The sequence below is a fragment of the Variovorax sp. dw_954 genome (assembly GCF_018449755.1).
In the GTDB taxonomy this organism is placed as follows: domain Bacteria; phylum Pseudomonadota; class Gammaproteobacteria; order Burkholderiales; family Burkholderiaceae_C; genus Variovorax.
Genome location: NZ_JAAVVD010000025.1, coordinates 65,776 through 91,109, shown reverse-complemented (window position 1 = coordinate 91,109; position 25,334 = coordinate 65,776). Strand labels below are relative to the sequence as shown.

The 25,334-nt window shown below is 68.0% G+C and carries 26 protein-coding genes; 15 read left to right on the top strand and 11 right to left on the bottom strand.

All coding sequences use genetic code 11. The features are described from left to right. Positions 1-36: 36 nt before the first annotated feature. Positions 37-714 carry a TetR family transcriptional regulator gene (locus tag HB681_RS29870; RefSeq protein WP_213958499.1) on the bottom strand — a complete coding sequence of 226 codons (678 nt, stop codon included), beginning with the start codon at positions 712-714 and terminating at the stop codon, positions 37-39. A 168-nt stretch (positions 715-882) separates the two neighbouring features. On the opposite strand from HB681_RS29870, the gene HB681_RS29865 reads away from it, so the two are divergent. The 4 genes from HB681_RS29865 (at position 883) to HB681_RS29850 (ending at position 7,621) form a co-directional block, all read left to right on the top strand. Further along, entirely contained in the window at positions 883-2,193 is a 1,311-nt protein-coding gene (locus tag HB681_RS29865) for an efflux RND transporter periplasmic adaptor subunit (RefSeq protein WP_213958498.1), read from the top strand. A gap of 13 nt (positions 2,194-2,206) precedes the next feature. Beyond that, a complete protein-coding gene (locus tag HB681_RS29860) occupies positions 2,207-5,365 on the top strand; it encodes an efflux RND transporter permease subunit (protein WP_213958497.1) in 3,159 nt (1,052 codons plus the stop codon). Between the two features lie 13 nt (positions 5,366-5,378). Next, a complete protein-coding gene (locus tag HB681_RS29855) occupies positions 5,379-6,791 on the top strand; it encodes an efflux transporter outer membrane subunit (protein ID WP_275946420.1) in 1,413 nt (470 codons plus the stop codon). 107 nt (positions 6,792-6,898) lie between these two features. Beyond that, on the top strand, positions 6,899-7,621 hold the full coding sequence (locus HB681_RS29850; RefSeq protein WP_213958496.1) for a c-type cytochrome: 723 nt from the start codon (positions 6,899-6,901) through the stop codon (positions 7,619-7,621). 148 nt (positions 7,622-7,769) lie between these two features. On the opposite strand, the gene HB681_RS29845 is transcribed toward HB681_RS29850, so the two are convergent. The 3 genes from HB681_RS29845 to HB681_RS29835 form a co-directional block, all read right to left on the bottom strand. Continuing rightward, on the bottom strand, positions 7,770-8,309 hold the full coding sequence (locus HB681_RS29845; RefSeq protein ID WP_213958495.1) for a DUF2946 family protein: 540 nt from the start codon (positions 8,307-8,309) through the stop codon (positions 7,770-7,772). 136 nt (positions 8,310-8,445) lie between these two features. Further along, positions 8,446-9,426 (bottom strand): alpha/beta fold hydrolase, encoded by a 981-nt coding sequence (locus HB681_RS29840; RefSeq protein ID WP_213958494.1) that lies wholly within the window; start codon positions 9,424-9,426, stop codon positions 8,446-8,448. Next, positions 9,426-9,875 carry a nuclear transport factor 2 family protein gene (locus HB681_RS29835; protein WP_213958493.1) on the bottom strand — a complete coding sequence of 150 codons (450 nt, stop codon included), beginning with the start codon at positions 9,873-9,875 and terminating at the stop codon, positions 9,426-9,428. The genes HB681_RS29840 and HB681_RS29835 overlap by 1 nt, the downstream gene beginning before the upstream one ends. A gap of 156 nt (positions 9,876-10,031) precedes the next feature. On the opposite strand from HB681_RS29835, the gene HB681_RS29830 reads away from it, so the two are divergent. Continuing rightward, positions 10,032-10,664 (top strand): isoprenylcysteine carboxylmethyltransferase family protein, encoded by a 633-nt coding sequence (locus HB681_RS29830; RefSeq protein ID WP_213958492.1) that lies wholly within the window; start codon positions 10,032-10,034, stop codon positions 10,662-10,664. A 188-nt stretch (positions 10,665-10,852) separates the two neighbouring features. Here the strand turns inward: HB681_RS29830 and HB681_RS29825 are convergent, their stop codons facing one another. Further along, positions 10,853-11,614 carry a hypothetical protein gene (locus HB681_RS29825; RefSeq protein WP_213958491.1) on the bottom strand — a complete coding sequence of 254 codons (762 nt, stop codon included), beginning with the start codon at positions 11,612-11,614 and terminating at the stop codon, positions 10,853-10,855. A gap of 48 nt (positions 11,615-11,662) precedes the next feature. On the opposite strand from HB681_RS29825, the gene HB681_RS29820 reads away from it, so the two are divergent. The 4 genes from HB681_RS29820 (at position 11,663) to HB681_RS29805 (ending at position 14,433) form a co-directional block, all read left to right on the top strand. After that, positions 11,663-12,250 carry a LemA family protein gene (locus tag HB681_RS29820; RefSeq protein ID WP_213958490.1) on the top strand — a complete coding sequence of 196 codons (588 nt, stop codon included), beginning with the start codon at positions 11,663-11,665 and terminating at the stop codon, positions 12,248-12,250. A 151-nt stretch (positions 12,251-12,401) separates the two neighbouring features. Beyond that, complete coding sequence (locus HB681_RS29815; RefSeq protein ID WP_345944780.1) at positions 12,402-13,325, top strand: TPM domain-containing protein; 924 nt, start codon at positions 12,402-12,404, stop codon at positions 13,323-13,325. 2 nt (positions 13,326-13,327) lie between these two features. Continuing rightward, complete coding sequence (locus tag HB681_RS29810) at positions 13,328-13,846, top strand: TPM domain-containing protein (RefSeq protein WP_213958488.1); 519 nt, start codon at positions 13,328-13,330, stop codon at positions 13,844-13,846. A gap of 77 nt (positions 13,847-13,923) precedes the next feature. After that, positions 13,924-14,433 carry a nucleotidyltransferase family protein gene (locus HB681_RS29805; RefSeq protein WP_213958529.1) on the top strand — a complete coding sequence of 170 codons (510 nt, stop codon included), beginning with the start codon at positions 13,924-13,926 and terminating at the stop codon, positions 14,431-14,433. A 211-nt stretch (positions 14,434-14,644) separates the two neighbouring features. Here the strand turns inward: HB681_RS29805 and HB681_RS29800 are convergent, their stop codons facing one another. The 4 genes from HB681_RS29800 to HB681_RS29785 all read right to left on the bottom strand — a co-directional run bounded on the left by HB681_RS29800 (position 14,645) and on the right by HB681_RS29785 (position 18,612). After that, positions 14,645-14,944: a hypothetical protein gene (locus HB681_RS29800; protein ID WP_213958487.1), complete on the bottom strand. Its 300-nt coding sequence runs from the start codon at positions 14,942-14,944 to the stop codon at positions 14,645-14,647. A gap of 222 nt (positions 14,945-15,166) precedes the next feature. Then, positions 15,167-15,733, bottom strand: a complete 567-nt coding sequence (locus HB681_RS29795) for a cyclic nucleotide-binding domain-containing protein (protein ID WP_213958486.1) — start codon at positions 15,731-15,733, stop codon at positions 15,167-15,169. Positions 15,734-15,746: 13 nt separating this feature from the next. Beyond that, positions 15,747-16,415: a ligase-associated DNA damage response endonuclease PdeM gene (gene pdeM, locus HB681_RS29790; RefSeq protein ID WP_213958485.1), complete on the bottom strand. Its 669-nt coding sequence runs from the start codon at positions 16,413-16,415 to the stop codon at positions 15,747-15,749. Between the two features lie 133 nt (positions 16,416-16,548). Continuing rightward, positions 16,549-18,612, bottom strand: coding sequence for an NAD(+) synthase (locus tag HB681_RS29785; protein ID WP_213958484.1), 2,064 nt, complete (start codon positions 18,610-18,612; stop codon positions 16,549-16,551). 186 nt (positions 18,613-18,798) lie between these two features. Between HB681_RS29785 and HB681_RS29780 the strand changes: the two genes are divergently transcribed. The 6 genes from HB681_RS29780 (at position 18,799) to trxC (ending at position 22,147) form a co-directional block, all read left to right on the top strand. Beyond that, positions 18,799-19,620 (top strand): alpha/beta hydrolase, encoded by an 822-nt coding sequence (locus HB681_RS29780; protein ID WP_213958483.1) that lies wholly within the window; start codon positions 18,799-18,801, stop codon positions 19,618-19,620. A gap of 37 nt (positions 19,621-19,657) precedes the next feature. Continuing rightward, on the top strand, positions 19,658-20,044 hold the full coding sequence (locus HB681_RS29775) for a VOC family protein (RefSeq protein ID WP_213958482.1): 387 nt from the start codon (positions 19,658-19,660) through the stop codon (positions 20,042-20,044). Between the two features lie 10 nt (positions 20,045-20,054). Then, positions 20,055-20,681 (top strand): glutathione transferase, encoded by a 627-nt coding sequence (gene yfcF / locus HB681_RS29770; protein ID WP_213958481.1) that lies wholly within the window; start codon positions 20,055-20,057, stop codon positions 20,679-20,681. A 151-nt stretch (positions 20,682-20,832) separates the two neighbouring features. Then, positions 20,833-21,144: a hypothetical protein gene (locus HB681_RS29765; protein ID WP_213958480.1), complete on the top strand. Its 312-nt coding sequence runs from the start codon at positions 20,833-20,835 to the stop codon at positions 21,142-21,144. A 108-nt stretch (positions 21,145-21,252) separates the two neighbouring features. Next, entirely contained in the window at positions 21,253-21,663 is a 411-nt protein-coding gene (locus tag HB681_RS29760; protein WP_213958479.1) for a PaaI family thioesterase, read from the top strand. 37 nt (positions 21,664-21,700) lie between these two features. Continuing rightward, positions 21,701-22,147, top strand: a complete 447-nt coding sequence (gene trxC / locus HB681_RS29755; RefSeq protein WP_213958478.1) for a thioredoxin TrxC — start codon at positions 21,701-21,703, stop codon at positions 22,145-22,147. A gap of 5 nt (positions 22,148-22,152) precedes the next feature. Here trxC and HB681_RS29750 read toward each other — a convergent pair whose 3' ends face one another. Both HB681_RS29750 and HB681_RS29745 read right to left on the bottom strand, forming a co-directional pair. Further along, entirely contained in the window at positions 22,153-22,551 is a 399-nt protein-coding gene (locus HB681_RS29750) for a hypothetical protein (RefSeq protein ID WP_213958477.1), read from the bottom strand. Positions 22,552-22,650: 99 nt separating this feature from the next. Further along, on the bottom strand, positions 22,651-25,272 hold the full coding sequence (locus HB681_RS29745; protein ID WP_345944779.1) for a ligase-associated DNA damage response DEXH box helicase: 2,622 nt from the start codon (positions 25,270-25,272) through the stop codon (positions 22,651-22,653). Positions 25,273-25,334 lie beyond the last annotated feature (62 nt).

The following is a 25,334-nucleotide window of genomic DNA, read 5'->3' as shown; positions in this document are numbered from 1 at the left end:
TTGCGCCGGTGTTGAACCGGAGCCTCGCATTATCGCCTATTGCGTGGCATGACCCGCATATTCAGGGGCTTTTGCCTCGACCCCCTTTGGCCCACTGCCTCGAGCGAATCCCAGGCCGGCGAGGTACGCATTGAAAGTGCATCGCCCCGTCGCCACCAGCGCGAAGGCCTCCGGATCCAGCAGCCAGTTCTGGATCAGCCCGCTGATCAGCGCATGCAGGCCCTGCGCGGCCATCGGCGCGGGCACGGTGAGCTTGACCTTGGCACTGCGCGCGGCCCGGCGCAGTGCGTCCTCGAAATCGCTCACGCAGGCATCACGGCATTCCTGATGGCGACGCTGCAGGGACGCGGTCTCGCCGGCGTACTCGACCTTGTGCGTTGCCACCTCGAAGACGCGGCGCACCTGCGGATCTGTCGCGACCTGGCGCAAGGCAGTGACCATCGCGTTCTCGATCACGTCCAGCGGGTCCAGCGCAGGATGCTCACCCATGCGTCGCGCGGCCTCGAGCGGCAAGGTGACGCGCTCCAGCATCGCGTGGAACAGATCGGCCTTGTCCTTGAAATGCCAATAGACGGCGCCGCGGGTGGCGCCCGCATGCTCGGCGATCTGCTGCAGCGAGGTGCTCGATACCCCCTGCTGCTGGAACAGCAACTCGGCCGCATCGAGCAGACGGTGGCGGGTGGCGAGTGCTTCTTCCTTCGTACGGCGTGCCAATGCACCTCCTCGGTTAAACAGGTTCCGGTCGACCGGCGCACCAATATACATACACCGCCGTATGTAAACTAGCGGGCCTGCCCAGGTCTCGGCATTGCCACGGTTTTTGCTTTGCAGACTGCGCCTGGTCCCGTCTCTCTCTCCTCGCTGTTCACTGGAAGGAACCGCATGCCTGCCTCGCATGTCACTCAACGTTTGTCGTTTTCGATGCGTGCACTCGTCGCCGCCGTCACCACAGTGACGCTGCTGGCCCTTGCCGGGTGCGGCAAGGGCGAGGCGCCGGCAGCAGGCGGCGGTGCGCCCGCAGGCGGCGGTGGTGGCGGCAAGCCGCCGGCGCCGGAAGTGGGCGTGGTCGTGGCAACGCCGGGCAACATCGGCCTGGTGACCGAACTGCCGGGCCGTCTCGAAGCCTCGCGTGTGGCGCAGGTGCGCGCCCGCGCCGCCGGCATCCTGCAGGAGCGGCTGTTTCGCGAAGGCAGCGACGTGAAGGCCGGGCAGCCGCTGTTCAAGATCGACCCGGCCCCCTACGCTGCGGCCGCGCAGAGCGCCGCAGCCGCCCTGGCGCGTGCCGAGGCCAACGCCGCGCAAGCCCAGGCGCTGGCCGATCGCTACAAGCCGCTGGTCGAGGCCAATGCGGTCAGCAAGCAGGAATACGCCACCGCCGTGGCGTCAGCCAAATCGGGCGTGGCCGACGTGGCCGTGGGGCGCGCGGCGGTGACGACCGCCAACATCAATCTCGCCTACGCCACCGTGACGGCGCCGATCTCGGGCCGCATCGGCCGCGCGCTGGTCACCGAAGGCGCACTGGTCGGCCAGGGCAATGACGTGACGCAGCTGGCGGTGATCCAGCAGATCAACCCGCTCTACGTGAACTTCACGCAATCGGCCACCGACGTGATCAAGCTGCGCCGCGCGATGGACGACGGCCAGTTCAAGCGGGCCGATGGCTCCGGCGCCGCCAGCGTCCGCATCGTGCTCGAGGACGGCACCGAATACCCGCTGGCCGGCAAGCTGCTGTTCACCGACCTGACGGTGGATGCGACGAGCGGCCAGGTCATGCTGCGCGCCGAGGTGCCCAACCCCAAGGGCAACCTGTTGCCGGGCCTCTATGTGCGCGTGCGCATCGAGCAGGCGCGGGTCAACGATGCCATCACCGTGCCGCAGCAGGCCGTGACGCGCACCCAGCAAGGCGACACGTTGTCGGTGGTCGAAACCGACGGCAAGATCACCAAGCGCACCGTGAAGATCAGCGCCGCGCAGAACAACCAGTGGGTCGTGCTCGATGGCCTGAAGGCCGGCGAGCAGGTGATGGTGGACGGCTTCCAGAAGCTCCAGATGTTGCCCCCCGGCACGCCGGTGAAGGCCGTGCCGTGGAAGCCGGCGGAGTCTGCCACTGCCGCAGCCCCTGCGCAACCCGCCGCCCCCGCCCCTGCCGCCCCCGCCGAGGCGGACAAGCCGGCACCGGCCGCGAAGCAGTAAGGAGCCCGCCCGCATGGCCAAGTTCTTCATCGAGCGTCCGATCTTTGCGTGGGTGATCGCGCTGTTCATCATCGTGATGGGCAGCGTTGCCATCACGCAATTGCCGATCTCGCAGTATCCGCCGGTGGCGCCGCCCGCCATCGTCGTGACCGCCGCCTACCCCGGCGCGTCGGCGCAGACCCTTGAGGACAGCGTGCTCTCCGTCATCGAACGCGAGATGAACGGCTCGCCCGGGCTGATCTACATGGAATCGGTGGCGCAGGCCGACGGCACCGGCACCATCACGATCAGCTTCGAGACCGGCACCAATCCCGACCTCGCGCAGGTGGACGTGCAGAACCGCCTGTCGCGCGCCTCGCCGCGGCTGCCGGCCGCGGTGACGCAGCAGGGCGTTCGCGTCGACAAGTCGCGCAACAACTTCCTGCTGTTCACGATCCTCTCGTCGGACAACCCGGCCATCGACCCGATCGCGCTGGGCGACTATGCCTCGCGCAACGTCGTGCCCGAACTGCAGCGCGTGCCCGGCATCGGCCAGGCGCAGCTGTTCGGCACCGAGCGCTCCATGCGCATCTGGATCGACCCGAACAAGCTGCAGGGCCTGAACCTGTCCGCCGGCGACGTCAACAACGCCATCCGCGGGCAGAACGCGCAGGTGGCCTCGGGGTCGATCGGCGACCTGCCCAACGTCACCGGCCAGGCCATCGCGGCGACGGTCGTGGTCAACGGCCAGCTCACCTCGGTCGAGCAGTTCGGCAACATCGTGCTGCGCGCCAACACCGACGGCTCCGCCGTCCGGCTGAAAGACGTGGCGCGCATCGAACTGGGCGGCCAGGCCTATTCGACCTCGGCGCGCCTGAACGGCCAGCCGGCCGTGGGCATCGGCGTGCAGCTGGCGCCGAGCGGCAACGCGCTGCAGTCGGCCAAGGCGATCCGCACCAAGATGACGGAGCTGGCCAAGTACTTCCCGCAAGGCGTGAAGTGGACCATTCCGTACGACAGCTCGCGCTTCGTCAGCATCTCCATCACCGAAGTGGTGAAGACGCTGCTGGAGGCCGTGGCGCTGGTGTTCGTGGTGATGTTCCTGTTCCTGCAGAACTGGCGCTACACGATCATCCCGACCATCGTGGTGCCGATCGCGCTGCTGGGCACCTTTGCCGTGCTGTTCGCACTGGGCTTCTCGATCAACGTGCTGACGATGTTCGGCATGGTGCTGGTGATCGGCATCGTGGTGGACGATGCGATCGTGGTGGTGGAGAACGTCGAGCGCATCATGAGCGAGGAAGGCCTGCCGCCGCTGGAGGCCACGCGCAAGGCCATGAAGCAGATCTCGGGTGCCATCATCGGCGTGACCGTGGTGCTGATCTCGGTGTTCGTGCCGCTGGCGTTCTTCGCCGGCTCCACCGGCAACATCTACCGCCAGTTCTCGGCGGTGATGGTGGCCTCCATCGCCTTCTCGGCCACGATGGCGCTGTCGCTCACGCCGGCACTGTGCGCCACGCTGCTGAAGCCGGTCGAGGCCGGGCACCACCATGAGAAGACCGGCTTCTTCGGCTGGTTCAACCGCGGCTTTTCCAGCACCGCCAAGGGCTACGAAAGCCTGGTGGCGCGCATCCTGAAGCGCGCGGCGCGCTACCTGATCATCTATGTCGCGATCATCGCCGCGGTGGTGTTCGTGTTCCGCAGCCTGCCCACCTCGTTCCTGCCGCAGGAAGACCAGGGCAACATCATCGTCAACATCCAGTTGCCGCCGGGTGCGACGCAGGAACGCACGCTGTCGGTGGTCAAGCAGGTGGAGGACTTCATCCTCAAGCAGCCCGAAGTGCAGAGCATGGTGGGCGTGCTGGGCTTCAGCTTCTCCGGTCAGGGGCAGAACGCCGGCCTCGCCTTCGTGACGCTGAAGGACTGGGACCAGCGTCGGGAAGCGGGCCACTCGGCCGATGCGCTCGCACAGCGTGCGTTCGGCGCGCTGCTGGGCGTGCGCGACGCCTTCATCTACCCGCTCTCGCCACCGCCGATTCCCGAGCTGGGCAATGCCAGCGGCTTCACGTTCCGCCTGCAGGACCGCGGTGGCCTGGGCCACGAGGCGCTGATCAATGCGCGCAACCAGCTGCTGGGGATGGCGAGCCAGAGCAAGCTGCTGACGCAGGTCCGCCCCGATGGCCTGGAGGATGCGCCGCAACTGCAGATCGACATCGACCGCGACAAGGCGAACGCGCTGGGCGTGACCTTCGATGCGATCAACACGACGCTGTCGACCGCGCTCGGCTCCGCCTACATCAACGACTTCCCGAACCGCGGACGCCTGCAGCGCGTGGTGGTGCAGGCCGACGCGCCGGCGCGGATGCAGCCGGGCGACCTGCTCCAGCTCAACGCCAGCAACGTGCAGGGCCAGCCGGTGCCGCTGAGCACGTTCGCGACGACGCGCTGGGTCAATGGCGCGCAGCAGACGGTGCGCTACAACGGCTATCCGGCCGTGCGCATCTCGGGCTCGGCCGCGACGGGCTACAGCTCGGGCGCGGCGATGAACGAGATGGAGCAACTGGCCGCGAAACTACCGGCCGGCTTCGGTTTCGAATGGACCGGCCAGTCGCGCGAGGAAAAGCTCGCCGGCTCGCAGGCGATCATCCTCTACGGCTTCTCGATCCTGGCGGTGTTCCTGAGCCTGGCCGCGCTGTACGAGAGCTGGACCATTCCACTGGCCGTGATCCTGGTGGTGCCGCTGGGCGTGCTGGGCGTGCTGCTGGCCACGCTGCTGCGTGCCTATTCGAACGACGTGTACTTCCAGGTGGGGCTGATCACGATCATCGGCCTCTCGGCGAAGAACGCGATCCTGATCATCGAGTTCGCGAAGGATCTGCAGGCCTCCGGGCGCGGCATCGTCGAGTCGGCGCTGGCGGCGGCGCACCTGCGGTTCCGGCCGATCATCATGACCTCGCTGGCCTTCGGCCTCGGCGTGCTGCCGCTGGTGCTGGCCTCGGGCGCGGGCTCGGCCAGCCAGCGCGCGATCGGCACCGGCGTGCTGGGCGGCATGCTGACCGGCACCTCGCTGGCAGTGCTCTTCGTCCCGGTGTTCTTCGTGGTGGTGCGCACACTGTTCAAGGGCAGCAAGCGCCAGCATGAAGCGGACTTGCGCCACGCGCAGGCGGCCGGCATCCAGGAAGCCCATGACTGATCGCGAGCACGCCATGTCTTCACGCAGCATGAAACTCATCCCACTCGCGTTGGCCGCGGCACTGTTCGTGACCGGCTGTTCGCTCGCGCCCACCTACGAGCGCCCGGCCGCACCGGTGCCGACCGTGTTCCCCGGCGACCCGTCGCAGCCCGGCGGCGCAGCCGCATCGACCGTGGCCTGGCAGGACTTCTTCACCGACCCGCGCCTGGCCCGGCTCATCGAGACGGCGCTCGCCAACAACCGCGACCTGCGCGTCTCGGTGCAGAACATCGAGCAGGCCCGCGCGCAGTTCCAGGTGCAGCGCTCGGCGCTGTTCCCCAACGTCGGCGTATCGGCCAATGGCTCGCGCACCAGCCCCAATCCGTACCAGGCGATCGGCCTGGGCGGCAGCGTGCTGTCGCAGTATTCGGTCAACCTCGGCATCACAGCCTGGGAGCTCGACTTCTTCGGCCGCATCACCAGCCTGAAGGACTCGGCGCTGGCCCAGTACCTCGCGACGGAAGAGGCGCGCAATGCGGCGCAGATCAGCCTGATCGCAGCGGTGGCCAACGGCTGGCTGCAGTTGCTGGCCGACGAGGAACTGCTGGAGATCACGCGCCAGACCCTGGCCACGCGCGAAGACTCGCAGCGCCTGACCAAGATGCGCTTCGACAACGGCGTGTCGTCCGAAATCGACTTCCAGGCGACCAGTTCGCTCGCCGAGAACGCGCGCGCGGCTCTCGCGGCACTGCAACGCCTGCGCATTCAGGACGAGAACGCGCTCGCCTTGCTGCTCGGCGCGCCGGTGCCGGCCGAATCGATGAGCGGCATCCGCAGCCTCGAAGACGCCAGGCCCATGGCCGATGTGCCGGCCGGCCTGCCATCCGACCTGCTGACGGACCGGCCCGACATCCGCGCCGCCGAGCAACAGTTGATCGCTGCCAATGCCAACATCGGCGCAGCGCGTGCGGCCTTCTTCCCACGCGTGGCGCTGACCACGTCGATCGGCACGGCGAGCACGCAGTTCTCCAACCTGTTCGACAGCGGCACCAAGGCGTGGGCCTTTGCACCGCAGATCACCCTGCCGATCTTCGATGCGGGCCGCAACCAGGCCAACCTCGACTCGGCACGCGCAGGCCGCGAGATCGCCGTGGCGCAGTACGAGAAATCGATCCAGAGCGCTTTCCGCGAAGTGGGTGATGCGCTCGCTGGCCGGCAGACGTTCGGCGAGCAGGTGCGCGCATTGCGTGCATCGACGGATGCGGAAAACGTGCGCCTGAAGCTCAACACCTTGCGCTGGCGCAACGGCGTTGCCAACTCGCTCGACCTGCTCGACTCCCAGCGCGCGCTGTTCGTCGCGCAGCAGGCGGCGGTGCAGGCGCGGCTGCAGCAACTGCAGAACCAGGTCACGCTGTACAAGGCGCTGGGGGGCGGCTGGAAGGGATGAACGGGCGCAAGAAGCTTTGTTTCGCAGCCCGGGGCATGCAACGGCCCTCCCTATAATCGCCGGTTGATTTGCAGACCCCCGAGAAGCCCCCGATTTTGAGGACGCCAATGAGCGCAGACCCGCACTACCAGGCCACAGAAGAAGCCCACACCGGCCCCATCAAGAATCCCAAGCAGCTTCTGCTGGCGGTTTTATTCTCGTTCGTCGTACCGATCGGAATCATCTTTGCACTGGTTGCCTACGTGGTGTCGGGCTCGCAGCCCGCTGGCGCGGCCAAGACCGAGCTTGACCTGTACGGTGTCACCAAGGAGGCGCGCGACAAGGAAGTGGCCGACCGCCTGCAGCGCGTCGGCAGCATCGAGATCCGTGACGCCAACCGTCCGCTCGCGCAAGGCGAAGTGGTGTTCAAGACGCAATGCGCCGCTTGCCATGGCGCACCCGGCTTGCCGACCGCACCGCACTACGGCGACGCTGCCGCCTGGGGTCCGCGTATCGGCCAGGGCTATGCCACGCTGCTCGAACATGCGCTGAAGGGCAAGGGCGTGATGCCGCCCCAGGGCGGTGGCGACTTCGAAGACCTGGAAATCGGCCGTGCCGTGGTCTACATGGCCAATGCGGGTGGCGCCAAGTTCCCCGTGCCGGAACGGCCGGCCGAAGGCGCCGCGCCGGCGGCGGATGGTGCGGCGGCTCCTGCTGCGCCGGCTGCTGCGGCTCCTGCTGCTGCGACTGAAGGTGCACCGGCTGCTGCTGCGGCGGCGGCTCCTGCGGCAGCCCCTGCCGCCACCACCGCCGAGGCGGCGCCTGCTGCTGCACCGGCACCGGCCAAGTAAGCACGCAGACCCTGCAAGACGAAGCCGACCCCCGAGGTCGGCTTTTTCATTGGCGCGGTGGATGCCACGCGTGACTCGCTCGTTGCCGCACGCAAACCGAGTCCTTTGCCCGGCGCCGACGCCGACCCGCCCGGATGCCGGTGAAGCGCTACGCGCGCTGCGCGGCATGCATCGCCGCGGGGCTCATGACGTGCCCAAAGCGCGCGGGCAGATCGGCGGCGAGGACATCCTCCGGCTGCCAGTGCCCCTGCTCGATGGCTTCGGCCGCCACGCCCACATCCTGCGTGTGAACCAGGCCCAAGCCGGCATCCGCGACGAGATAGAGCTTTCCCGCTTCGTCCATCAGGCAGGCGGTGGGTTCGGCGGCAGCGCCGGTGTGCGCCGTCACGGCGAAGTCGCCCTCGGCAATGCGCCATACGAAAGGCGCCGCTTCCAGTTCCACATACACGCGCTGCGGCCCGTTCTGGAAGAACCATTGGCCGGCATCGTCGTGTTCGTAGTTGCGCTGGATGAAGTCGATCAGCTTGGCATGCTCCAGCAGCGAGCCCCGGGCCTCCACGAAGGATCCGGCCGCCTGCGTGCGATCGTCGCGCAGATACCAGTTGCCACGCGCATCGAGGCCGAGCCAGCCGTAGCAATGCGGCACGTTGGGCCATTTGACAAGGGCTTGCTTGACGATGTCATCCATGCGGGCATTTTGCGCGCATGGATCCGGCACGCACGGCCCGGGTCCGAATGAATCTGCACCATGCCTGATCGCGCCGCATCGCGCCACCCGGTTGCGGGCATCCGCAGCCCCACAGGCGCGGTGCAGCCGCCCACCGCTATTGCGCCCGCAACCACTCCCCCACCGCCTGCGGCATCGTCTGCACATGCCCCGGCGGCAACCCGCACGGAAAGCCCACATGCCCGCCCTGCGCCGGTTGCCACAGCGTGACATTGGCCCCCACCTCACCCGGACGCGGCAGGCTGTCCGCCGGCACGAAGGGGTCGTTGGCCGCGTTGACCACCAGTGCCGGGATGCGGATCTCCGACAGGTGCGGCTTGGCCGAGCCGCGGCGCCAGTAGTCCTCGGTGTCCTTGAAGCCGTGCAGCGGCGCGGTGAAGACGTTGTCGAAGGTGTAGAGGTCGCGGGCCGCGACGAGCGCCTCGCGGTCGAACAGGCCGGGATGCTGTTCCAGCTTGGCCAGCGCCTTGGGCTTCATGGTCGACAGGAACATGCGCGTGTAGACCAGCTTGTTGAAGCCCTGGCCGATGGCGCGACCGCCGGCGGCCAGGTCGACCGGCGCCGACACCGCCGCCACGGACCGCACGATGCGGCTGGCGCCGTTGCCCGCTTCCTCGGCCCAGCGCAGCAGCGCATTGCCGCCGAGCGAGACGCCCGCTGCATACATTTCGCCGCCGCCCGCGGCATCGTGCTTCGCGCGAAGCCGCCCGAGGATCCAGCCGATCTCCTCGAAGTCGCCCGAGTGGTAGGCGCGCGGCCCCAGGTTCAGCTCACCGCTGCAGCCGCGGAAGTGCGGCACCGCGAAGGCCATGCCGCGCGCCGCCGCAAAGGCCGCAAAGGCCTCGGCATAGTGGCTTCGCGACGAGCCTTCGAGCCCATGGAACAGCACCAGCAATGGCTGCCCCTTGCGCACCGGCGCTTCGAGAAAGTCCACATCGACGAAGTCACCATCCGGCGTGGGCCAGCGCTCGCGCCGATAGACCGGTGCGGGGCCCTCGGTGCGACGGCCATAGAGTGCGGGCCAGATGGTTTGCAGGTTGCCGCCGGGCAACCAGCGCGGGGCTGCGTAGGTCTGCATCAATGAAGGGTCTGCGTGACTTCGCTCGCGTCCTCGGGTTCGCGGGCGGAGCCGGGGCTGGCATGGTGCGCGACCATGCGCCAGCCCTCGGCGTTCTTGTGATAGACGTTGGTGGCCAGCACGTAGGCATGGCGCGGGCCGTCGGGGGTGAGCACCTCGATGCGCTCCAGCACGTTGTGCACTGCGCTGGCCAGCGACTCGACCTTGCGCACGTGCGCCGGCGTGGCATGGATGGCGCCGTTGCCGAACATCTGCTCGAAGGCCGCCCGGATGGCCACCGGCCCGACCAGGCGCGGACCGCCAGGATGCACGCAGAACACCTCGTCCTCGTCGGACCAGCAGGCCATCAACGCCTCGACGTCGCCGCGCTGCAGCGACTCGTAGAAGGCGGCCTCGACATCGTCGGCGGTGCCGCCCAGGGCGGCGGCTCGGTGAGGGGTCTTGGGCATGGCCCGATTTTGCCTTGCTCTCCCGTGATCGGTCCGATGGTCGGGAGGCTTTGATTCACGATCAACTGACAAATAAGTGTCGTCAAGCAAGAAATGTCAAGTCTTGACAGCCCGGCACGTTGGGCCGATCTTGCGCAGACAACTCCAGGGGATCGCATGCTCACCCAGACCACCCTTGCCGGGCCGGCGCCCGCGCCATTCCTGGTGCGTCGCCGCATCGCCATCTGGCGGGTTCTGCTGGGCAGCATCCTGCTCGCGCTGTTGCTCGGGGAGTCCGCAGCGCCGCCGCCGTGGCTGATGAGCGCGATGGTGCTCGTGGCGATTGCCTTCGTGAGCCTGGCGCTGGTGGGACGGCTGTGGTGCGCCCTCTACATCTCCGGACGCAAGGGAACGATGCTGGTGAAGGACGGCCCTTATTCGATGTCGCGCCATCCGCTCTATGTCTGCAACCTTATCGGCATGGTCGGGCTGGGCGCGCTCACGGGCTCCCTGCTGGTGTTGACCGTGCTGGTCGCCGCTTTCGCGATCCTGTATCCGGCGGTGATCAGGGCCGAGGAGCAGCTGATGCAGGACCGCTTTCCCGAGTACGCGATGTACGCGCACGCCACGCCGGCCTTTGTCCCGCAGGTGGCGCTGTACCGCACGCCGGCCGAGTGGACCGTCAATGTCCGCGCCTACCTGCGCAACGCCCGTGATTCGATCTGGTTTCCCTTGATGACGGCGGTGATCGCGGGCATCCGCCATGCGCACGATATCGACGTGCTGCCGGAGTTGTTCGACTTGGTATAGACCCCGAATGCGCCTGCGGCGCCACGTGCGGCCGCAGGAGGCGGCTGCTCTTGCGGGCGGGCCGTCCAAGCCTGCACGGGCAGGCCTCGAGCCGCGGCCCTCAGCCCCTCAAGCGGGTGCACCCAGCGGCCCGGCAACGCCGGTTCCGCAGGTGCCCCCGAATGATTTCCTGGCAACAACAGACTGCTTCACCTTGTTGTGCCTCCCAGCCAGCCGTCCACCACCTCGTCGAGGCTGCCTTGCGTGGCCCGCCACACGATCTCGGGCGAGGCCACGTGCACGCCCGGCGGCGCCACTTGCAGGGCGCGCTCGACGAACTCCGCGACCTTGCTCGCGCGCACCGGCTGCTCGCTGCTCGGCACCATGTAGCGAAAGATCGAAAGCATCCACGCGGCCAGTCGCTCGGCTGGATTCGCGAAGCGCTGCGCCGCCGGCTTCTGCGCCGAGCGCACCAGCAGCACGCGCTCGAAGCCCAACGCCACGACTGCATGTTCGTCGAGCCCGGCCAGGCCGTGCTTGAGGGCGTCGGGCATGCGGCCTTGCGCATGCGGTTGCACGACGGCGATGGTCCGCACGCCGCAGGCCTTCAACCAGCGCGCGAGCTCGGGCAGGTCGGTTGGCGCGGGTGTCCACAGCGCACGCTCGCGATCGTGAAAGAGCCGGGGCGGATCGAAGGACACCAGCGCCACGTCCGCCGCGCACAAGGGCCACTGCGCGATCGGCAAGGCGGGCACCTGCAAGGACGCGACGCCGCGCAAGCCATCGGTGATCGGCTCCTTCGCGAGCAACAGCAGCCGCGCATACCGTTGCGCCCCGGCCAGGCGGTTGAACAACTCGTTGCCCAGCGCGCCCGTGGCGCCGGCCAGCAGCAGCGTGGATGTGGCGGTACGTGCAGGCGGTCGCACATGGCGGCCCGCGGCCTGAATCGCTTGAAAGGTATCGACCGCCATGGCATCTATGCTACCGTCGCCGCCTTGCAGTTCAGGAAGGATTGAAGGATGAAACGCTGGCTCTTGATCATCATGGTGGCCCTGTCGTTGACGGGCTGTGGCTACAACGATTTCCAGACGCTCGACGAGAGCAGCAAGTCGGCCTGGAGCGAGGTGCTCAACCAGTACCAGCGGCGCGCGGACCTGGTGCCGAACATCGTGGCCAGCGTGAAGGGCGAGGCCAGCTTCGAGCAGGACACGCTGACCAAGGTGGTGGAAGCGCGGGCCAAGGCCACGTCGATCCAGGTCACGCCCGAGACGCTCAACAACCCCGAGGCCTTCAACAAGTTCCAGCAGGCGCAGGGCGAACTGTCGGGCGCGCTGTCGCGGCTCATGGTGGTGGCCGAGAAGTATCCGCAACTGCAGGCCAACCAGGCCTTCCGTGACCTGCGCGTGACGCTGGAGGGCACCGAGAACCGCATCACCGTCGCCCGCAACAACTACATCAAGACGGTTCAGGCGTACAACGTGCTCTCGCGCAGCTTCCCGACCAACATCACGGCGAAGATCTTCGGCTATCCGCCGAAGCCAACCTTCAGCGTCGAGAACGAGGCCGAGATCTCGAAGCCGCCGAAGGTGGACTTCGAGAAGAAATAGGCGCGCTCCCGGTCTCCGCGCAAAACATGTGACTTCCCTCCAGGCTTCGCGCACCGCGTGCGCTTCCGCCCCTTGCCGAGAACGACGCAGTCGGCTTGGTCATTCCGGGTCCGAGGCGATTTCCGAAGGGACCGTGCCGGGGGCGGCACTGGTGAAGCGTGTCCTCGCCGCCCTCTTCCTGTTGTGGCTGGTGCTGGGCACGGCTTTCGCGCAGAACGTGCAGCCGGTGCCCGCGCTCACGGCGCGCGTGATCGATCAGACCGGCACGCTCGATGCCACGCAGCGCCAGGTGCTGGAGGCCAAGCTCGCCGATTTCGAGACGAAGAAGGGCTCGCAGATCGTCGTGCTGATGGTCGCGACCACGGCGCCCGAGGACATCGCGAGCTATGCGTACCGCGTGGCGAGCACCTGGAAGATCGGGCGCAAGGACATCGGCGACGGCGTGCTGGTGATCGTTGCCAAGGACGATCGCAAGATGCGCATCGAGGTGGCCAAGGCGCTCGAAGGCGCGGTGCCCGACCTGGCGGCGGCGCGCATCATCGACAACGAGATGAAGCCGCGCTTCCGCAACAACGACTTCGCGGGCGGGCTCAGCGCTGCCACCGACCAGCTCATCGCGCGCATCAATGGCGAGGCGCTGCCGGAGCCGACGGCCCGCGACAGCGGCGGCCAGGGCGACGATGGCTTCCACATTGGCGACGTGGACTGGGGCGAACTGGGCATCTTCCTGTTCTTCGGCGTGCTGGTGGTGGGACGGGTGGCACGCTCGATCCTGGGCAGCAAGCTGGGGCCGCTGGTCACTGGCGTGGGCGCGGGCGTGGTGGCGATGGTGATCACGTCGAGCATCGTGCTGGCGGTGATCGCGGGCATCGTGGCGCTGGTGTTCACGCTGGTGTCGGGCGCGATCGGCTTGCCGGCGTTGGGCGGCGGGCGGCGCGGCGGCTTTGGCGGGGGCGGCTTCGGTGGGGGGTTCGGCGGCGGTGGCGGCTTTGGCGGCGGCTCATCGGGCGGCGGCGGTTTCAGCTCCGGCGGGGGCGGCGATTTCGGTGGCGGCGGCGCCTCGGGGGATTGGTAGGCATGGCCGATTTCTTCTCCAGGCTCGGGCGTATCTGGCGCCATCGCTGGCTCGACGAGGCGCAGGTGCGCCGCGTGCTGCCCGAGGACATGCTGGAGCGGCTGACGCGCCGCGTGGCCGCCAGCGAGCATCGCCACACGGGCGAGATCCGCATCTGCGTCGAGGCCGGCCTGCCGATGTCCTACCTGTGGCGCGACGCCCCGGCGCGGCAGCGCGCGATCATGCTGTTCGGCAAGCTGCGCGTGTGGGACACCGAACAGAACAACGGCGTGCTGGTCTACCTGCTGCTGGCCGAGCACGCGATCGAGGTCGTGGCCGACCGCGGCATCGATGCGCATGTCGATGACGCCGAATGGGCGGCCATGACGAAGCGCATGGGCGCCGCCTTCCGCGAAGGCCGCTTCGAGGACGGGCTGACGCAGGCGCTGGAGGAAGTGTCGGCCTTGCTGGTCGAACACTTCCCGAGTGCGCCGGATACGCCCTCGCGCAACGAACTGCCCGATGCGCCCGTGATCCTGTGAACGTGCCGGCGGAACAAGCGGCACGCTTCATCGAGGAGGTGCTGCGCAACGATCACAACCGCGTCATCCTCGCGCGAATGCCGGCGCTGGCGCTGCCCGATGCGTGGCTGGTGGCGGGCTGCCTGTTCCAGACCGTATGGAACCTCCGTGCCGGGCGCGCGCCGACCGATGGCATCCGCGACTACGACCTGTTCTATTTCGATGGCAGCGATTTGTCGGAGAAAGCCGAGCAGGCCGTGGGTGCACGCGTGCATCGCCTGTTCGAAGACCGCGGCATCGTGGTCGAGGCGAAGAACCAGGCGCGCGTCCATACCTGGTACGGCGACTGGTTCGGGCATGACTATCCGGCGCTGAGCTGTGCCCGAGACGGCATCGACCGCTTCCTGGTGGCCGGCACCTGCGTCGCACTGCAACCGGGCCCGCACGGACCGACGCTGTATGCGCCGCACGGGCTCGACGCGATCTACGACGGCGTGCTGGCGCCGAATGCGCTGTGCGACCACCGTGCGCTGTACCTGCGCAAGGCCCGCGACTATGCGGCTCGCTGGCCCGGATTGCGGCTGGCTGAGGTAGCTGGGGGCGTTTGAAGCAGGAAATACGGAATCGGACTTGACCGTACGCGAAGGACGCGAAGAAACGCGAAGGACGCAAAAAAGTCAAAAGATAACCAAAGAAGCATTTTTTGGTTTCCTTTCGCATCCTTCGCGAAACCTTCGTGTCCTTCGCGTACGGTCAAGTCCGCATTCCCGCTGCCTTGGAACCCCTGCGAACCCCCGCCACGGAAGACATGCCGCCAGGTTACTGGCTCGCCCGCGGCCCGCGGGTGAGCGCGGTGGCCGAGGCCAGTCGCTCGCTCGAACCGGACGCACGCGTGGCTCCCGACTTCACGTCAACGCCGTGGTCGCGCCGCGCCATCTGTGATGCGCATTTCGGCACGGCTCGCTTGTACTTGCTGTGCTTGGCGCTCGCGTTCTGGCAGCCTGGCGCGGAGGCCTTGGCGGTCAACGCGAAGAGCGTGCACATGAGCGAGATCGCCAGGGCGATGGCGACGGGAATCCAGCGTCGCTTGAAGACGGGTCTGATCGTTGGGGAATACATGGCAATCGGGAAATCTGAGATCGGGGTGCGCCAGGCCGCCGCCGGTGGGCGTGCGAGCCTTCATTGCGGGCTGCGCGGACGGGTTCTCCACCGGCCGTGCACGCGATCTGGCGCTGCGAGTGGGGAGTGTCCGGTCGGCGTCCCCCCTCGACAATGGCCAGAGCGCGCTTTCAGAAGCGGCCCTCACGACTTTGGGAAAGGTCGCACAGGAAAAGGACTTCGTCAGGCTCCCAGGAGGCGGCGGTTGACCGAGTGGGTCGCGTCCAGCTCCAGTTGCACCGCGCGGGTGACGTTCGACAACGCCAGCAGCCTGCGGTTGTTCTCGCGCAGCCGCGCCGACATGCCGGTGCAAATGGCCAGCAGCAGCCGCGCCGCGACGGCCGGATGGGTATCGATCAGCGCCAGCAGCATGGCGCTCGACAGGATGGCCAGCTTGACGTCGGTGAGCGCGGTGCAGGTGGCCGAGCGCGGCGAGCCGTCGATCGCGCCCATGTCGCCGAGCAGGCTGCCGGGGCCGATCATCGAGATGACCAGCCTCTCGCCGGCGACGCCGTTGCCGCTCTCGGCGCGCAGGTCGCCTTCGAGCACCAGCGCCATGTAGCCGGTGTCCTCGGTCTCGCCCTCCTCCATCACCACCGTGCCCATGGTGACGAAGACCGGCTCCATCGAGTCCACGATGATCATCGCGTCGGCCAGGGTGAGCTGCGTCATGGGCGCGGACGCGATCAGCAGCCGGGCCGCGCGCTCGCGCAGGTCGGGTGCGGCGAAGGAAGGATGGTCGAACAGCATCGAGGGTCTGGAACTAAAGTGCCGGCAACGTCCATACGTTGTTGCCACCGACGCCATGGAATCGCCGGTGCGGCATCGCTTCCATCAGCCAGCCGCCAGTGAACTCCCCGAAGGCAGGCAGGATAGCGCGGTCCGGTTCGCTCACGAAGCAGGGTAAGCGCAAACTGTCGCGTCCACGCCCATGCAACTTGCATACCGGATGCAGATGACCTGCCAGGACGAAATGCGTGGGGTGCGCTTGCGGATGGTGGCAGCAGGCGAAGGGACCGAGCAGCCAGGGCTCGTCGACCACGTCGATGTCCAGCGCACCGGGCGGATCGCCGGCGCGGCTGTCGTGGTTGCCGCGCACCAGCGTCATCGCGATGGCGGCATGGCCCGCGCGCCAGGCTTGCACCGCGGCGAGCACCGTGCGCGACTGCGCGGCATGCAGGAAGTCGCCGAGGAACACGATGCGACGCGGCGCATGGCGCGCGATCAGATCGTCGAGCCGCGCGAGGTTCTGCCGCGTCGTGCCGCCCGGCACCGGCTGGCCCAGCGCGCGGTATGTCGCGGCCTTGCCGAGGTGCAGGTCGGCGACGAACAGCGTGCCGCCGGCCGGCCACCAGAGCGCGCGTTGGGGCAGAAGGCAGAGGGACTCACCCGCCCATTGGACCTGGCAAGGCGATGTTTCGGATACGGACATGGGCGCAGTGTCCGTCGAGTGTCGCAAAGATCGAATGCCCCCGGTGCGCCGAAGCCTCTCGTGGACAGCCCCAGCGCGTATGAATCCAGGCCGCGCGAAGCGAAGCCTGCCGCAGGCGCATTCGGGAGTGGGCTTAGTCCGGCACACCTTTCAATTCCGCCAGCCAGACCTCAGCCTCCGAATCGCTCGGCGCGCGCCAGTCGCCGCGCGGGGACAGCGAGCCGCCGGAGCCGACCTTCGGCCCGTTCGGCACGCAGGAGCGCTTGAACTGGCTGGTCTTGAAGAAGCGCCAGAGGAAGGTGCCGAGGTGGCGCTTGATGTCGCGCAGCCCGTACTCGTTGCGCACCAGTTCGTGCGAATCGTCCGGCCACGCGCCTTGCGTGCGGTCGTGCCATGCCGTATAGGCGAGGAAGGCCACCTTGGTCGGGCGGAAGCCGTAGCGCAGCGTGTAGTAGAGGTTGAAGTCCTGCAGCTCGTAGGGGCCGATGGTGTCCTCGGTCTTCTGGCTCGGCTGGTCGGCGCCGGGCGTGGACGGGATCAGTTCGGGGCTGACCTCGGTGTCGAGGATGGCGCGCAGTACGTCGCTGCCGTCACTGCCGATCTGGCCGGTGTCGGCGACCCAGCGCACCAGGTGCTTGATCAGCGTCTTCGGCACGCTGGCGTTCACGTTGTAGTGCGACATGTGGTCGCCCACGCCGTAGGTGCACCAGCCGAGTGCCAGCTCGCTCAGGTCGCCGGTGCCGACCACGATGCCGTTGTGCAGGTTGGCCAGCCGGAACAGGTGGCTGGTGCGCTCGCCGGCCTGCACGTTCTCGAAGGTGATGTCGTACCTGGGAGCTTCGTCGGAATGGGGATGCCTCAGGTCCTTGAGCATCTGCAGGCAGCTCGGGCGGATGTCGATCTCTTCTGCCGCGCATCCCGACGCCGTCATCAGCTTGTGCGCCTGCGCGAGCGTGCGGTCGCTGGTCGCGAAGCCGGGCATCGTGTAGGCCAGGATGTCGGCGCGCGGCAGCTTGAGCCGGTCCATGGCCTGCGCGCAGACCATCAGCGCGTGCGTCGAATCCAGCCCGCCGGAGACGCCGATCACCAGCTTCCGGATGCCGGTCGCCTCCATGCGCTGCACCAATGACTGCACCTGGATGTTGAACACCTCATGGCAGCGCTCGTCGCGCGTCCTGGCATTGGCCGGCACGTAGGGAAAGCGCTCCACCTTTCGCATGAGGCCATGCGGCGGCTGCGCCGGCACGGCCACGTCGAAGGGCACCGTGCGCCACTTCGACAGTTCGGCCTTGTGCTTCTGCACCGACACGCCGAAGGAGTTCTGCCGCATGCGCTCGCGCGAGACGCGCTCCAGGTCCACGTCGGCCGAGACGATGTGCGAGCTGTTGCTGAAGCGCTCGCTCTCGGCCAGCATCTCGCCGCTTTCGTAGATCAGGCCCTGGCCGTCCCAGGCCAGGTCGGTGGTCGACTCGCCGATGCCGGCCGACGAGTACAGGTAGGCCGCCAGGCACCGCGCCGAATGCAGGCTCACCAGCTGGTGCCGGTAGGCCGACTTGCCGATGGTGATGTTCGAGGCGGACAGGTTCACCAGCACCGTGGCGCCGGCCAGCGCGGCATAGCTCGATGGCGGGATCGGCACCCAGACGTCCTCGCAGATCTCGACGTGCAGCTTGAGCAGCGGGATCTGCCGGCACTGGAACAACAGGTCGGCGCCGAAGGGGATGCGCTCGCCGCGCCAGTCGATCTCGGTGGACAGCGCCGAATCGGCGGCGTTGAACTGGCGGCCTTCGTAGAACTCGCCGTAGTTGGGCAGGTAGGTCTTGGGCAGCACGCCGAGCAACTTGCCGCCGGCGACTACGGCGGCGCAATTGAAGAGCCGATGGTCGACTCGCAGCGGCAGGCCGACGATGGCCGCCGCGCCGATCGAGGCCGAGGCTTCGACCACTTGCTGCAGCGCGACTTCGCACGCATCGAGCAAGGCGGCCTGGTGGAACAGGTCGTCGCAGGTGTAGGCCGACAGGCCCAGCTCGGGGAAGGCCACGACGACGGCGCCTTCGGCCGCCGCCTCTCGGTAGAGCCGGATCGCCTCCGCCGCGTTGAACACCGGATCGGCCACGCGATTGCGCGGCACGGCGACGGCGACGCGGGCGAAGCCATGCGCGTAGGGGTTGAGGAACGAGAGCTGCGGGTCAGTCATTCATGTCTTCCGATGGGACGTTCTGGGCGCCACGCGATGGTCGTCGAAAAGCGTGCTGCCCGGATTGTCGGATCACCGCGCGAAATCGTCTGACGCGGGGCCATGCCACGCAGCTGCATCATGGGACATCGTCGCGGGCATACTTCGCGGCCACGGTCCACCCCCCCAAGCCTGGAGCAAACGCCAATGACGACGCAGCAGGAAAGCAACGAGCCCGGCGCGCGCACTCATGTGGTCGACGGCGCCGCCGTGCTCGGCCATGAGGTGTACGGCCGCGGACCGATCCCGGTGCTGGTCATGAACGACTGGCTGTGCGACACCTCGACCTGGGACGACGCGCGCAAGTACCTCGACACCAGACGCTTCACCTTCGCCCTCGTCGATCTACGCGGCTACGGCAGGTCGCGTGACCGCACCGGCACCTGCACACTGGCGGAGGCCGCAGCCGATGTCATGGCAGTGGCGCAGGCTCTTCGGTGGGATCGATTCGCGATCGTCGGGCATTCGATGAGTTCGCTCGTGGCGCTGCATCTCGCACAACACCATGCCGACCGCATCACGCGGGCCGTCGTGCTGACGCCGCCACCGCCCGCGGGTTTCGGCGCGGACGACGCGATGCTCGCGGCATCCCAAGGGCTCGCGCTGGCCGATGACGAGACGCGCCTGCAGAGCTTCACGCAGCGCTTCGGCGCCCGCCTGTCTCCGGGCTGGACGGCGTACAAGGCCGCTCGCTGGCGCACCTGCGCCGAGCCGTCCGCGGCGGCCGCGTACGTCGCCATGTTCGCCCGCGACGGCTTGCCCGACCCGGGTGCGCGCATTGCGCTGCCGGTGCTGGCCATCACCGGCGAGCAGGATGCGCCACCGATGCGCCGCGTGGCGGTCGAGCGCTCACTGGGGCCGCTGTGCCACCAGCTGACCATCGAAGCACTGGCCGACTCGGGCCACTATCCGATGCAGGAGATGCCGCCGTTGACCGTCGCGCTGGTCGAGCGGTTCCTTGGCACATAGCGCACTTTCCGTCATTCATCCCGTAGAGGAGGCATTCATGATCGATCACACAGGCCTGACCGTCAGCGACTTCGCCCGCAGCAAGGCCTTCTACACAGAGGCGCTGGCACCCATCGGGTATGCGCTGTTGATGGAAGTCCCCGCCAGCCTCAGCGGACACGGCGACAACGCGGGATTCGGCGTCGCGCCCAAGCCCGACTTCTGGATCGCCGCCGGCACGGCGAACGTCCCGCCCATCCACATCGCGTTCCGCGTCGACACACGGGCCCAGGTCGACGCCTTCCATGCCGCGGCCCTGGCCGCGGGCGGCAAGGACAACGGCGCACCGGGACTGCGGCCGCACTACCACCCGAACTACTACGGGGCGTTCGTGCGCGATCCGGACGGGCACAACATCGAGGCGGTATGCCACGCGCCCGCGTAGCGCTCCATCCATGACCTCCCTGTGTCTCCACGTCGATGCGCAGTTCGCGAGCCCGTACGCGATGTCCGTTTTCGTCGCGCTTCATGAAAAGGCGCTGGCCTTCGAGATGGCGACCGTGGACCTCGGCGCCGGTGAGCAGCATGCCGCGGTTTTCGCGGCGCTGTCGCTCACGCGCCGCGTGCCTGCCCTGGTTCACGACGGCTTTGCGTTGTCGGAGTCGTCGGCGATCACGGAATACATCGACGAGGTCTTCGAAGGCCATCCGCTGTATCCCACGCAGCCGCGCGACAAGGCGCGGGCGCGGCAAGTCCAGGCATGGCTGCGCAGCGACCTGATGCCGCTGCGGCAGGAGCGGCCCACGGAAGTCCTGTTCTACGGCGCCCGGCCGCCGGCGCTTTCCGCGACTGCACAAGAGGCCGCGGCCAAGCTCTGCGCGGCCGCGCAGAACCTGTTGCAGGAAGGCGCCAAGCACCTGTTCGGCCAATGGTCCATCGCCGATGTCGACCTTGCACTGATGCTGAACCGGCTCATCCTGAGCGGCGAGCCGGTGCCCCGGCGGCTCGAAACGTATGCGGCGCACCAATGGCTCCGGCCCACGGTGCAAATGTGGATCGACCAGCGACGGCCGCCGCTGTAGGCGAGCGCATTGGCGCGCGGCACCGACGCGCCCGGACACTTCAAGGTAAAGGCGCACGAAGGACGCTTGACAGCGCCCGCCCGCGGCAGTAGATCCATCCGAGCAGTCCAGCGCCCACCGCCTGAAGATCAACCGAGCGAGAGGAAGCCGCATGAGCCAGCCAGTTGCATCGCCGCGCAAGCCCGTCGTCCTGGCCCCTGGCGAGGGCCGCGCCTATCCGATGGGCCGGATCTCGGCCGTGTTCAAGGCCGACGAAGCGGAAACCGCGTCGCGCTACTCGGTCTCGGAATGGTGGCTCGAGCCGACGACGCAGGGGCCCGGCGCCCATTCGCACGACGAGGACGACCTGTTCTACGTCATCGAAGGCGCCATGAGCCTGCGCGTGGGCGATCCCTTCGAGCCCATGATGCCGGGCATTGCCGAGTGGTTCACCCGGAATCCGCCGAAGGACGCCGGCAGCTGAGGCAATTGAGCCCGCGAGCGACGCGCGCAGCGTCACGACGGGCACGACGGCCACGTCGAGCCAAGGCCGGGCGCTGGTTAGGATGGCAGCGATTTCCGAAGGACCTTCATGCCATCAGCGACCGAGATCGCCAGTTTCCTGGCCGCCGAGTTTCCGCAATCCAAGTGCACCGTGCTCTCCGTGGGCGACAAGGCCGCGACCATCCGGCACGAAGTCGGTATCGCCGAACTGCGGCCGGGCGGCACGGTCGCCGGCCCGGTGCTCATGACCGTCGCGGACGTGGCGCTGTACGTGGCCCTGCTGGGGGAGATCGGCATCGTCCCACTGGCGGTCACCACCAGCCTCAACATCAACTTCCTGCGCAAGCCATCGGCTGACCGGGCCATCATTGGCGAGTGCAAGCTCATCAAGCTGGGCCGGACGCTGGCGGTGGGCGAGGTGAGCCTCTATTCCGAAGGACTGGAGGAGCCGGTCGCGCATGTGGTTGGCACGTACGCGATTCCGCCCAGGACCGCCTGAGCCTTGCACTGCGCCAATCCGCCCCCAGTTCCGGCCCATGACCGAATCGCCGTCACTCCACATCGTCTGCCCGCACTGCCACACCACCAACCGCGTGCGCGAGGCGCAACTGGGCAGCGCGCCCGATTGCGGCAACTGCCACAAGCCGCTGTTCACGGCGCATTCGGCCGCGCTGGACGAAGCGGCGTTCGACCGCCACGTCGCGCGCAACGAAATCCCTGTGCTGGTCGATTTCTGGGCGCCCTGGTGCGGGCCATGCCGGCAGATGGCGCCGGGCTATGAGCAGGCCGCGGCGCAACTGGAGCCGCATGTGCGCGTGGCCAAGGTCGACACCGAGGCCGTGCCGAACCTGGGTGCGCGCTTCAACATCCGCAGCATTCCCACACTGGCCCTCTTTCGCGGCGGCCGCGAGGTGGCGCGCCAGGCCGGCGCGATCGGTGCGGCGGATATCGTGCGCTGGGTGAAGGCGAACCAGGGGCGCTGAGGGGGCTACCGGGCATGGTCGACGGACGCGACCACGTACAGCACGCCATCCAGGCGCACCAGGTTGTACGACTCGCGCCAGGTGGCGAGCGTTTCCCCAATCACGCCGCCGATGTGCCAAGTGACGCTGGCCACCACGGCCTGGCTGCCGAGCGGCGTCACGACCAGGTCGTCGAAGCGGCCCGAATGGCAACCCTTGCCGCTGTAGTCCTCCACCATCATCTGGAAGTACGCCTCGACTTCCGCTTGCGTCTGAAAGCAGACCGCGCTGCCATCGCTTTGCACGGCAAGAAAGGGCGCGCGATACAGCCGCGCCACCTGGCGGCCGTCGAAAGTGCTGAAGGCGACGACGAATGCGTCGAAGAATGCGTTGACTTCCCTGTGTAGATCGATCGTGTCGTCCATGCTCTGTTTATACGCCCTGGACACTTGCCGGGACAACGCGGAAGAAAGCATGCATTCGGGCAAAACCGGCAGCGGCATTGAAGAGGCGCGCCCTCTCCCTCACAACGGCGGCAACGGCCGTGAAACCTTGCGCTCCCGGCGCCCCCTCCCCGCCCGCTCGCCACCCGGCACCGACACGTTCTCCTGCCCGAACGCCAGCGTCTTCTTCACCCGCTCCACATCCCCCATCGGCACGGCACCACCGGCGGCCTTCTCCAGTTGCTCGACCATGCGCGCGATGCGGTCGGCGACGCTCTCGTTCGTGAGCTTCTCGCGGAACAGCTCGACCATCAGCGGGAACGAGAAGGGCGTGGGTCGCGCCAGCGTCTTCACCACGGGTTGCTGCGCGGCGATGCGCGCGAGGCTGGCGCGCAGGCGGGTGATTTCGAGTTCCTGCGCCAGCAGTTCCTGCTCGGCCTGCAGCAGCAACATGTTCTGCGGGTCGTACTTGCGAAACACCTCCCAGAACAGCGACGACGAAGCCTGCAGTTGCTTGTTGCTGCGCTTCTCGCCGGGGTAGCCCTGGAAGATCAGGCCCGACACGCGCGCGATCTCGCGGAAGCGGCGCCGGGCGAGTTCGGTGGCGTTGAGGCTCTCCAGCACCTCGTGCAGCAGCGTGCTGTCATCGCGCGCCTGCAGCACTTGCGGCAGCAGCGTCGGCCAGTCGACTTCGGTGGCGCTCAGCAGCTCGAAGCCGTAGTCGTTGACGGCGATCGAGAAGGTGCGCGGCGCCACCTGTGCCACGCGCCAGGCGATCAGGTTGGCCAGGCCCATGTGGACCTGCCTTCCCGCGAACGGGTAGAGGAAGAGGTGCCAGCCCTCGCGCGTCTTCAGCAACTCCGCCAGCAGGGTCTGCGGCGTGGGCAGCGCCGACCACTGCTGCTGAAGCTCCAGCAGCGGGCGCACGCATTGCAATTCGGGCGATTCGTAGCGGCCCTCGCCTGCGAGCGCCAGTTGCTGCACGACGGCGTCGGCCAGCGTGGTCGTCAGTGGAAAGCGGCCACCGTTCCAGCGCGGCACCGCCGGCCGCTTGCCTGATGAGCGACGCACCCAGGCCGTCATCTCGCGGATGCGCACCAGCTCCAGCAAGCGGCCGCCGAACAGGAAGCAATCGCCCGGCTTCATGCGTGCGACGAAGCCTTCCTCCACGCTGCCGATCTTCGCCCCGCCGACGTATTGCACCGCCATGCTCGCGTCGCTGACGATGGTGCCGATGTTCATGCGATGACGCCTGGCCAGCCGCGTGTCGGGCACGCGCCAGATGCCTTCGGCGTCGGGCACGGCGCGGTGGTAGTCGGGGTAGGCCGCGAGCGACGGACCGCCTTGCGTGACGAAGGACAGGCACCAGTCCCAGCTCGCGCGGCCGAGGTGTTCGTAGGCCGCCGTCTCGCGCACTTCGTCGTACAGGTCGTCGGGCCTGAAGCCGCCGCCGAGCGCCACGGTGACCAGGTGCTGCACCAGCACGTCGAGCGGCTGGATCGGCGTGCTGCGCGCCTCGATGTGGCCGGCCGCGATGGCCGCGCGCGCGGCGGCGCCCTCGACCATCTCGATGCTGTGCGTCGGCACCAGCGTGATGCGCGACGGACGACCGGGCGCGTGGCCGGAGCGCCCCGCCCGCTGCAGCAGCCGCGCCACGCCCTTGGGCGAGCCGATCTGCAGCACGCGCTCGACCGGCAGGAAGTCCACGCCCAGATCGAGGCTCGACGTGCAGACCACGGCGCGCAGCTCGCCCTTCTTCAGTCCGGCCTCGACCCACTCGCGCACGGCGCGGTCGAGCGAGCCATGGTGCAGCGCGATCACGCCGGCCCATTCGGGCCTGGCTTCGAGCATGGCCTGGTACCAGATCTCCGACTGCGATCGCGTGTTGGTGAAGACCAGCGTGGTGCTGCTTCCTGCTATCTCGTCGATGACCTGCGGCAGCATCGTCAGGCCCAGGTGGCCGCCCCAGGGGAAGCGTTCGGCACGGCCGGGCAGCAGGGAATCGATGACCAGGTCCTTCGGCACCTCGCCCTGCACCATCACGCCTTCTTGGCCGGCGAGCAGGGTGCGCATGGCCGCGGGCAGGTTGCCGAGCGTGGCCGACATGCCCCACACGCACAGCGCCGGATTCCAGCGGCGCAGGCGCGCGAGCGCCAGCTGCACCTGGACGCCGCGCTTGTTGCCGAGCAGCTCGTGCCACTCGTCGACGACGACCATCCGCACGGTGTCGAGCACGTCCCTGGCGTCGGCGCGGGAGAGCAGGACGGAGAGGCTTTCGGGCGTGGTGACGAGCACTGTCGGCAGGCGCGTGTTCTGCGCGCTGCGCTCGCCGGAGGGCGTGTCGCCGCTGCGGGCGCCGGAGGTCCAGTCGGGTTGGAGCGCTTCGAGCGGTTGCTGCAGGGCGCGCAGCGTGTCGGCGGCGAGGGCGCGCATGGGGGTGAGCCAGAGCACGGTGAGGGGTGGCGCTGACTTTCTGGTGGTGGTGGTTGCAGATGGAGTGCCGGCTGCGGTCGGCGTTGCCGCGGGCGCCTTGCCGAAAGCCTTCAGTGCGCCAAGCCACACCGCGTACGTCTTGCCCGCCCCGGTGGTCGCATGCAGCAGGCCGGAGTGTCCATCGGCGATGGCCTTCCACACGTCGCGCTGGAACTTGAAGGGCTTCCAACCACGCGAGGCAAACCATGCGAGCAGATCGGCCTGCTTCACGGCGAGGCGCCTTCGTCCTCCGGCAACAGGCCGGGATCGGGAGAATCGTCCGCGGATTGCAC

Coding starts and splice junctions, on each gene's coding strand:
- HB681_RS29855 (WP_275946420.1), top strand. CDS start 5,379: ATGTCTTCACGCAGCATGAAACTCATCCCACTCGCGTTGGCCGCGGCA.
- yfcF (WP_213958481.1), top strand. CDS start 20,055: ATGACCTCCCTGTGTCTCCACGTCGATGCGCAGTTCGCGAGCCCGTAC.
- HB681_RS29760 (WP_213958479.1), top strand. CDS start 21,253: ATGCCATCAGCGACCGAGATCGCCAGTTTCCTGGCCGCCGAGTTTCCG.
- HB681_RS29795 (WP_213958486.1), bottom strand. CDS start 15,733: ATGCTGTTCGACCATCCTTCCTTCGCCGCACCCGACCTGCGCGAGCGC.
- HB681_RS29805 (WP_213958529.1), top strand. CDS start 13,924: ATGCCGGCGCTGGCGCTGCCCGATGCGTGGCTGGTGGCGGGCTGCCTG.
- HB681_RS29850 (WP_213958496.1), top strand. CDS start 6,899: ATGAGCGCAGACCCGCACTACCAGGCCACAGAAGAAGCCCACACCGGC.
- HB681_RS29800 (WP_213958487.1), bottom strand. CDS start 14,944: ATGTATTCCCCAACGATCAGACCCGTCTTCAAGCGACGCTGGATTCCC.
- pdeM (WP_213958485.1), bottom strand. CDS start 16,415: ATGTCCGTATCCGAAACATCGCCTTGCCAGGTCCAATGGGCGGGTGAG.
- HB681_RS29810 (WP_213958488.1), top strand. CDS start 13,328: ATGGCCGATTTCTTCTCCAGGCTCGGGCGTATCTGGCGCCATCGCTGG.
- HB681_RS29860 (WP_213958497.1), top strand. CDS start 2,207: ATGGCCAAGTTCTTCATCGAGCGTCCGATCTTTGCGTGGGTGATCGCG.
- HB681_RS29765 (WP_213958480.1), top strand. CDS start 20,833: ATGAGCCAGCCAGTTGCATCGCCGCGCAAGCCCGTCGTCCTGGCCCCT.
- HB681_RS29845 (WP_213958495.1), bottom strand. CDS start 8,309: ATGGATGACATCGTCAAGCAAGCCCTTGTCAAATGGCCCAACGTGCCG.
- trxC (WP_213958478.1), top strand. CDS start 21,701: ATGACCGAATCGCCGTCACTCCACATCGTCTGCCCGCACTGCCACACC.
- HB681_RS29830 (WP_213958492.1), top strand. CDS start 10,032: ATGCTCACCCAGACCACCCTTGCCGGGCCGGCGCCCGCGCCATTCCTG.
- HB681_RS29825 (WP_213958491.1), bottom strand. CDS start 11,614: ATGGCGGTCGATACCTTTCAAGCGATTCAGGCCGCGGGCCGCCATGTG.
- HB681_RS29775 (WP_213958482.1), top strand. CDS start 19,658: ATGATCGATCACACAGGCCTGACCGTCAGCGACTTCGCCCGCAGCAAG.
- HB681_RS29750 (WP_213958477.1), bottom strand. CDS start 22,551: ATGGACGACACGATCGATCTACACAGGGAAGTCAACGCATTCTTCGAC.
- HB681_RS29780 (WP_213958483.1), top strand. CDS start 18,799: ATGACGACGCAGCAGGAAAGCAACGAGCCCGGCGCGCGCACTCATGTG.
- HB681_RS29840 (WP_213958494.1), bottom strand. CDS start 9,426: ATGCAGACCTACGCAGCCCCGCGCTGGTTGCCCGGCGGCAACCTGCAA.
- HB681_RS29865 (WP_213958498.1), top strand. CDS start 883: ATGCCTGCCTCGCATGTCACTCAACGTTTGTCGTTTTCGATGCGTGCA.
- HB681_RS29820 (WP_213958490.1), top strand. CDS start 11,663: ATGAAACGCTGGCTCTTGATCATCATGGTGGCCCTGTCGTTGACGGGC.
- HB681_RS29835 (WP_213958493.1), bottom strand. CDS start 9,875: ATGCCCAAGACCCCTCACCGAGCCGCCGCCCTGGGCGGCACCGCCGAC.
- HB681_RS29785 (WP_213958484.1), bottom strand. CDS start 18,612: ATGACTGACCCGCAGCTCTCGTTCCTCAACCCCTACGCGCATGGCTTC.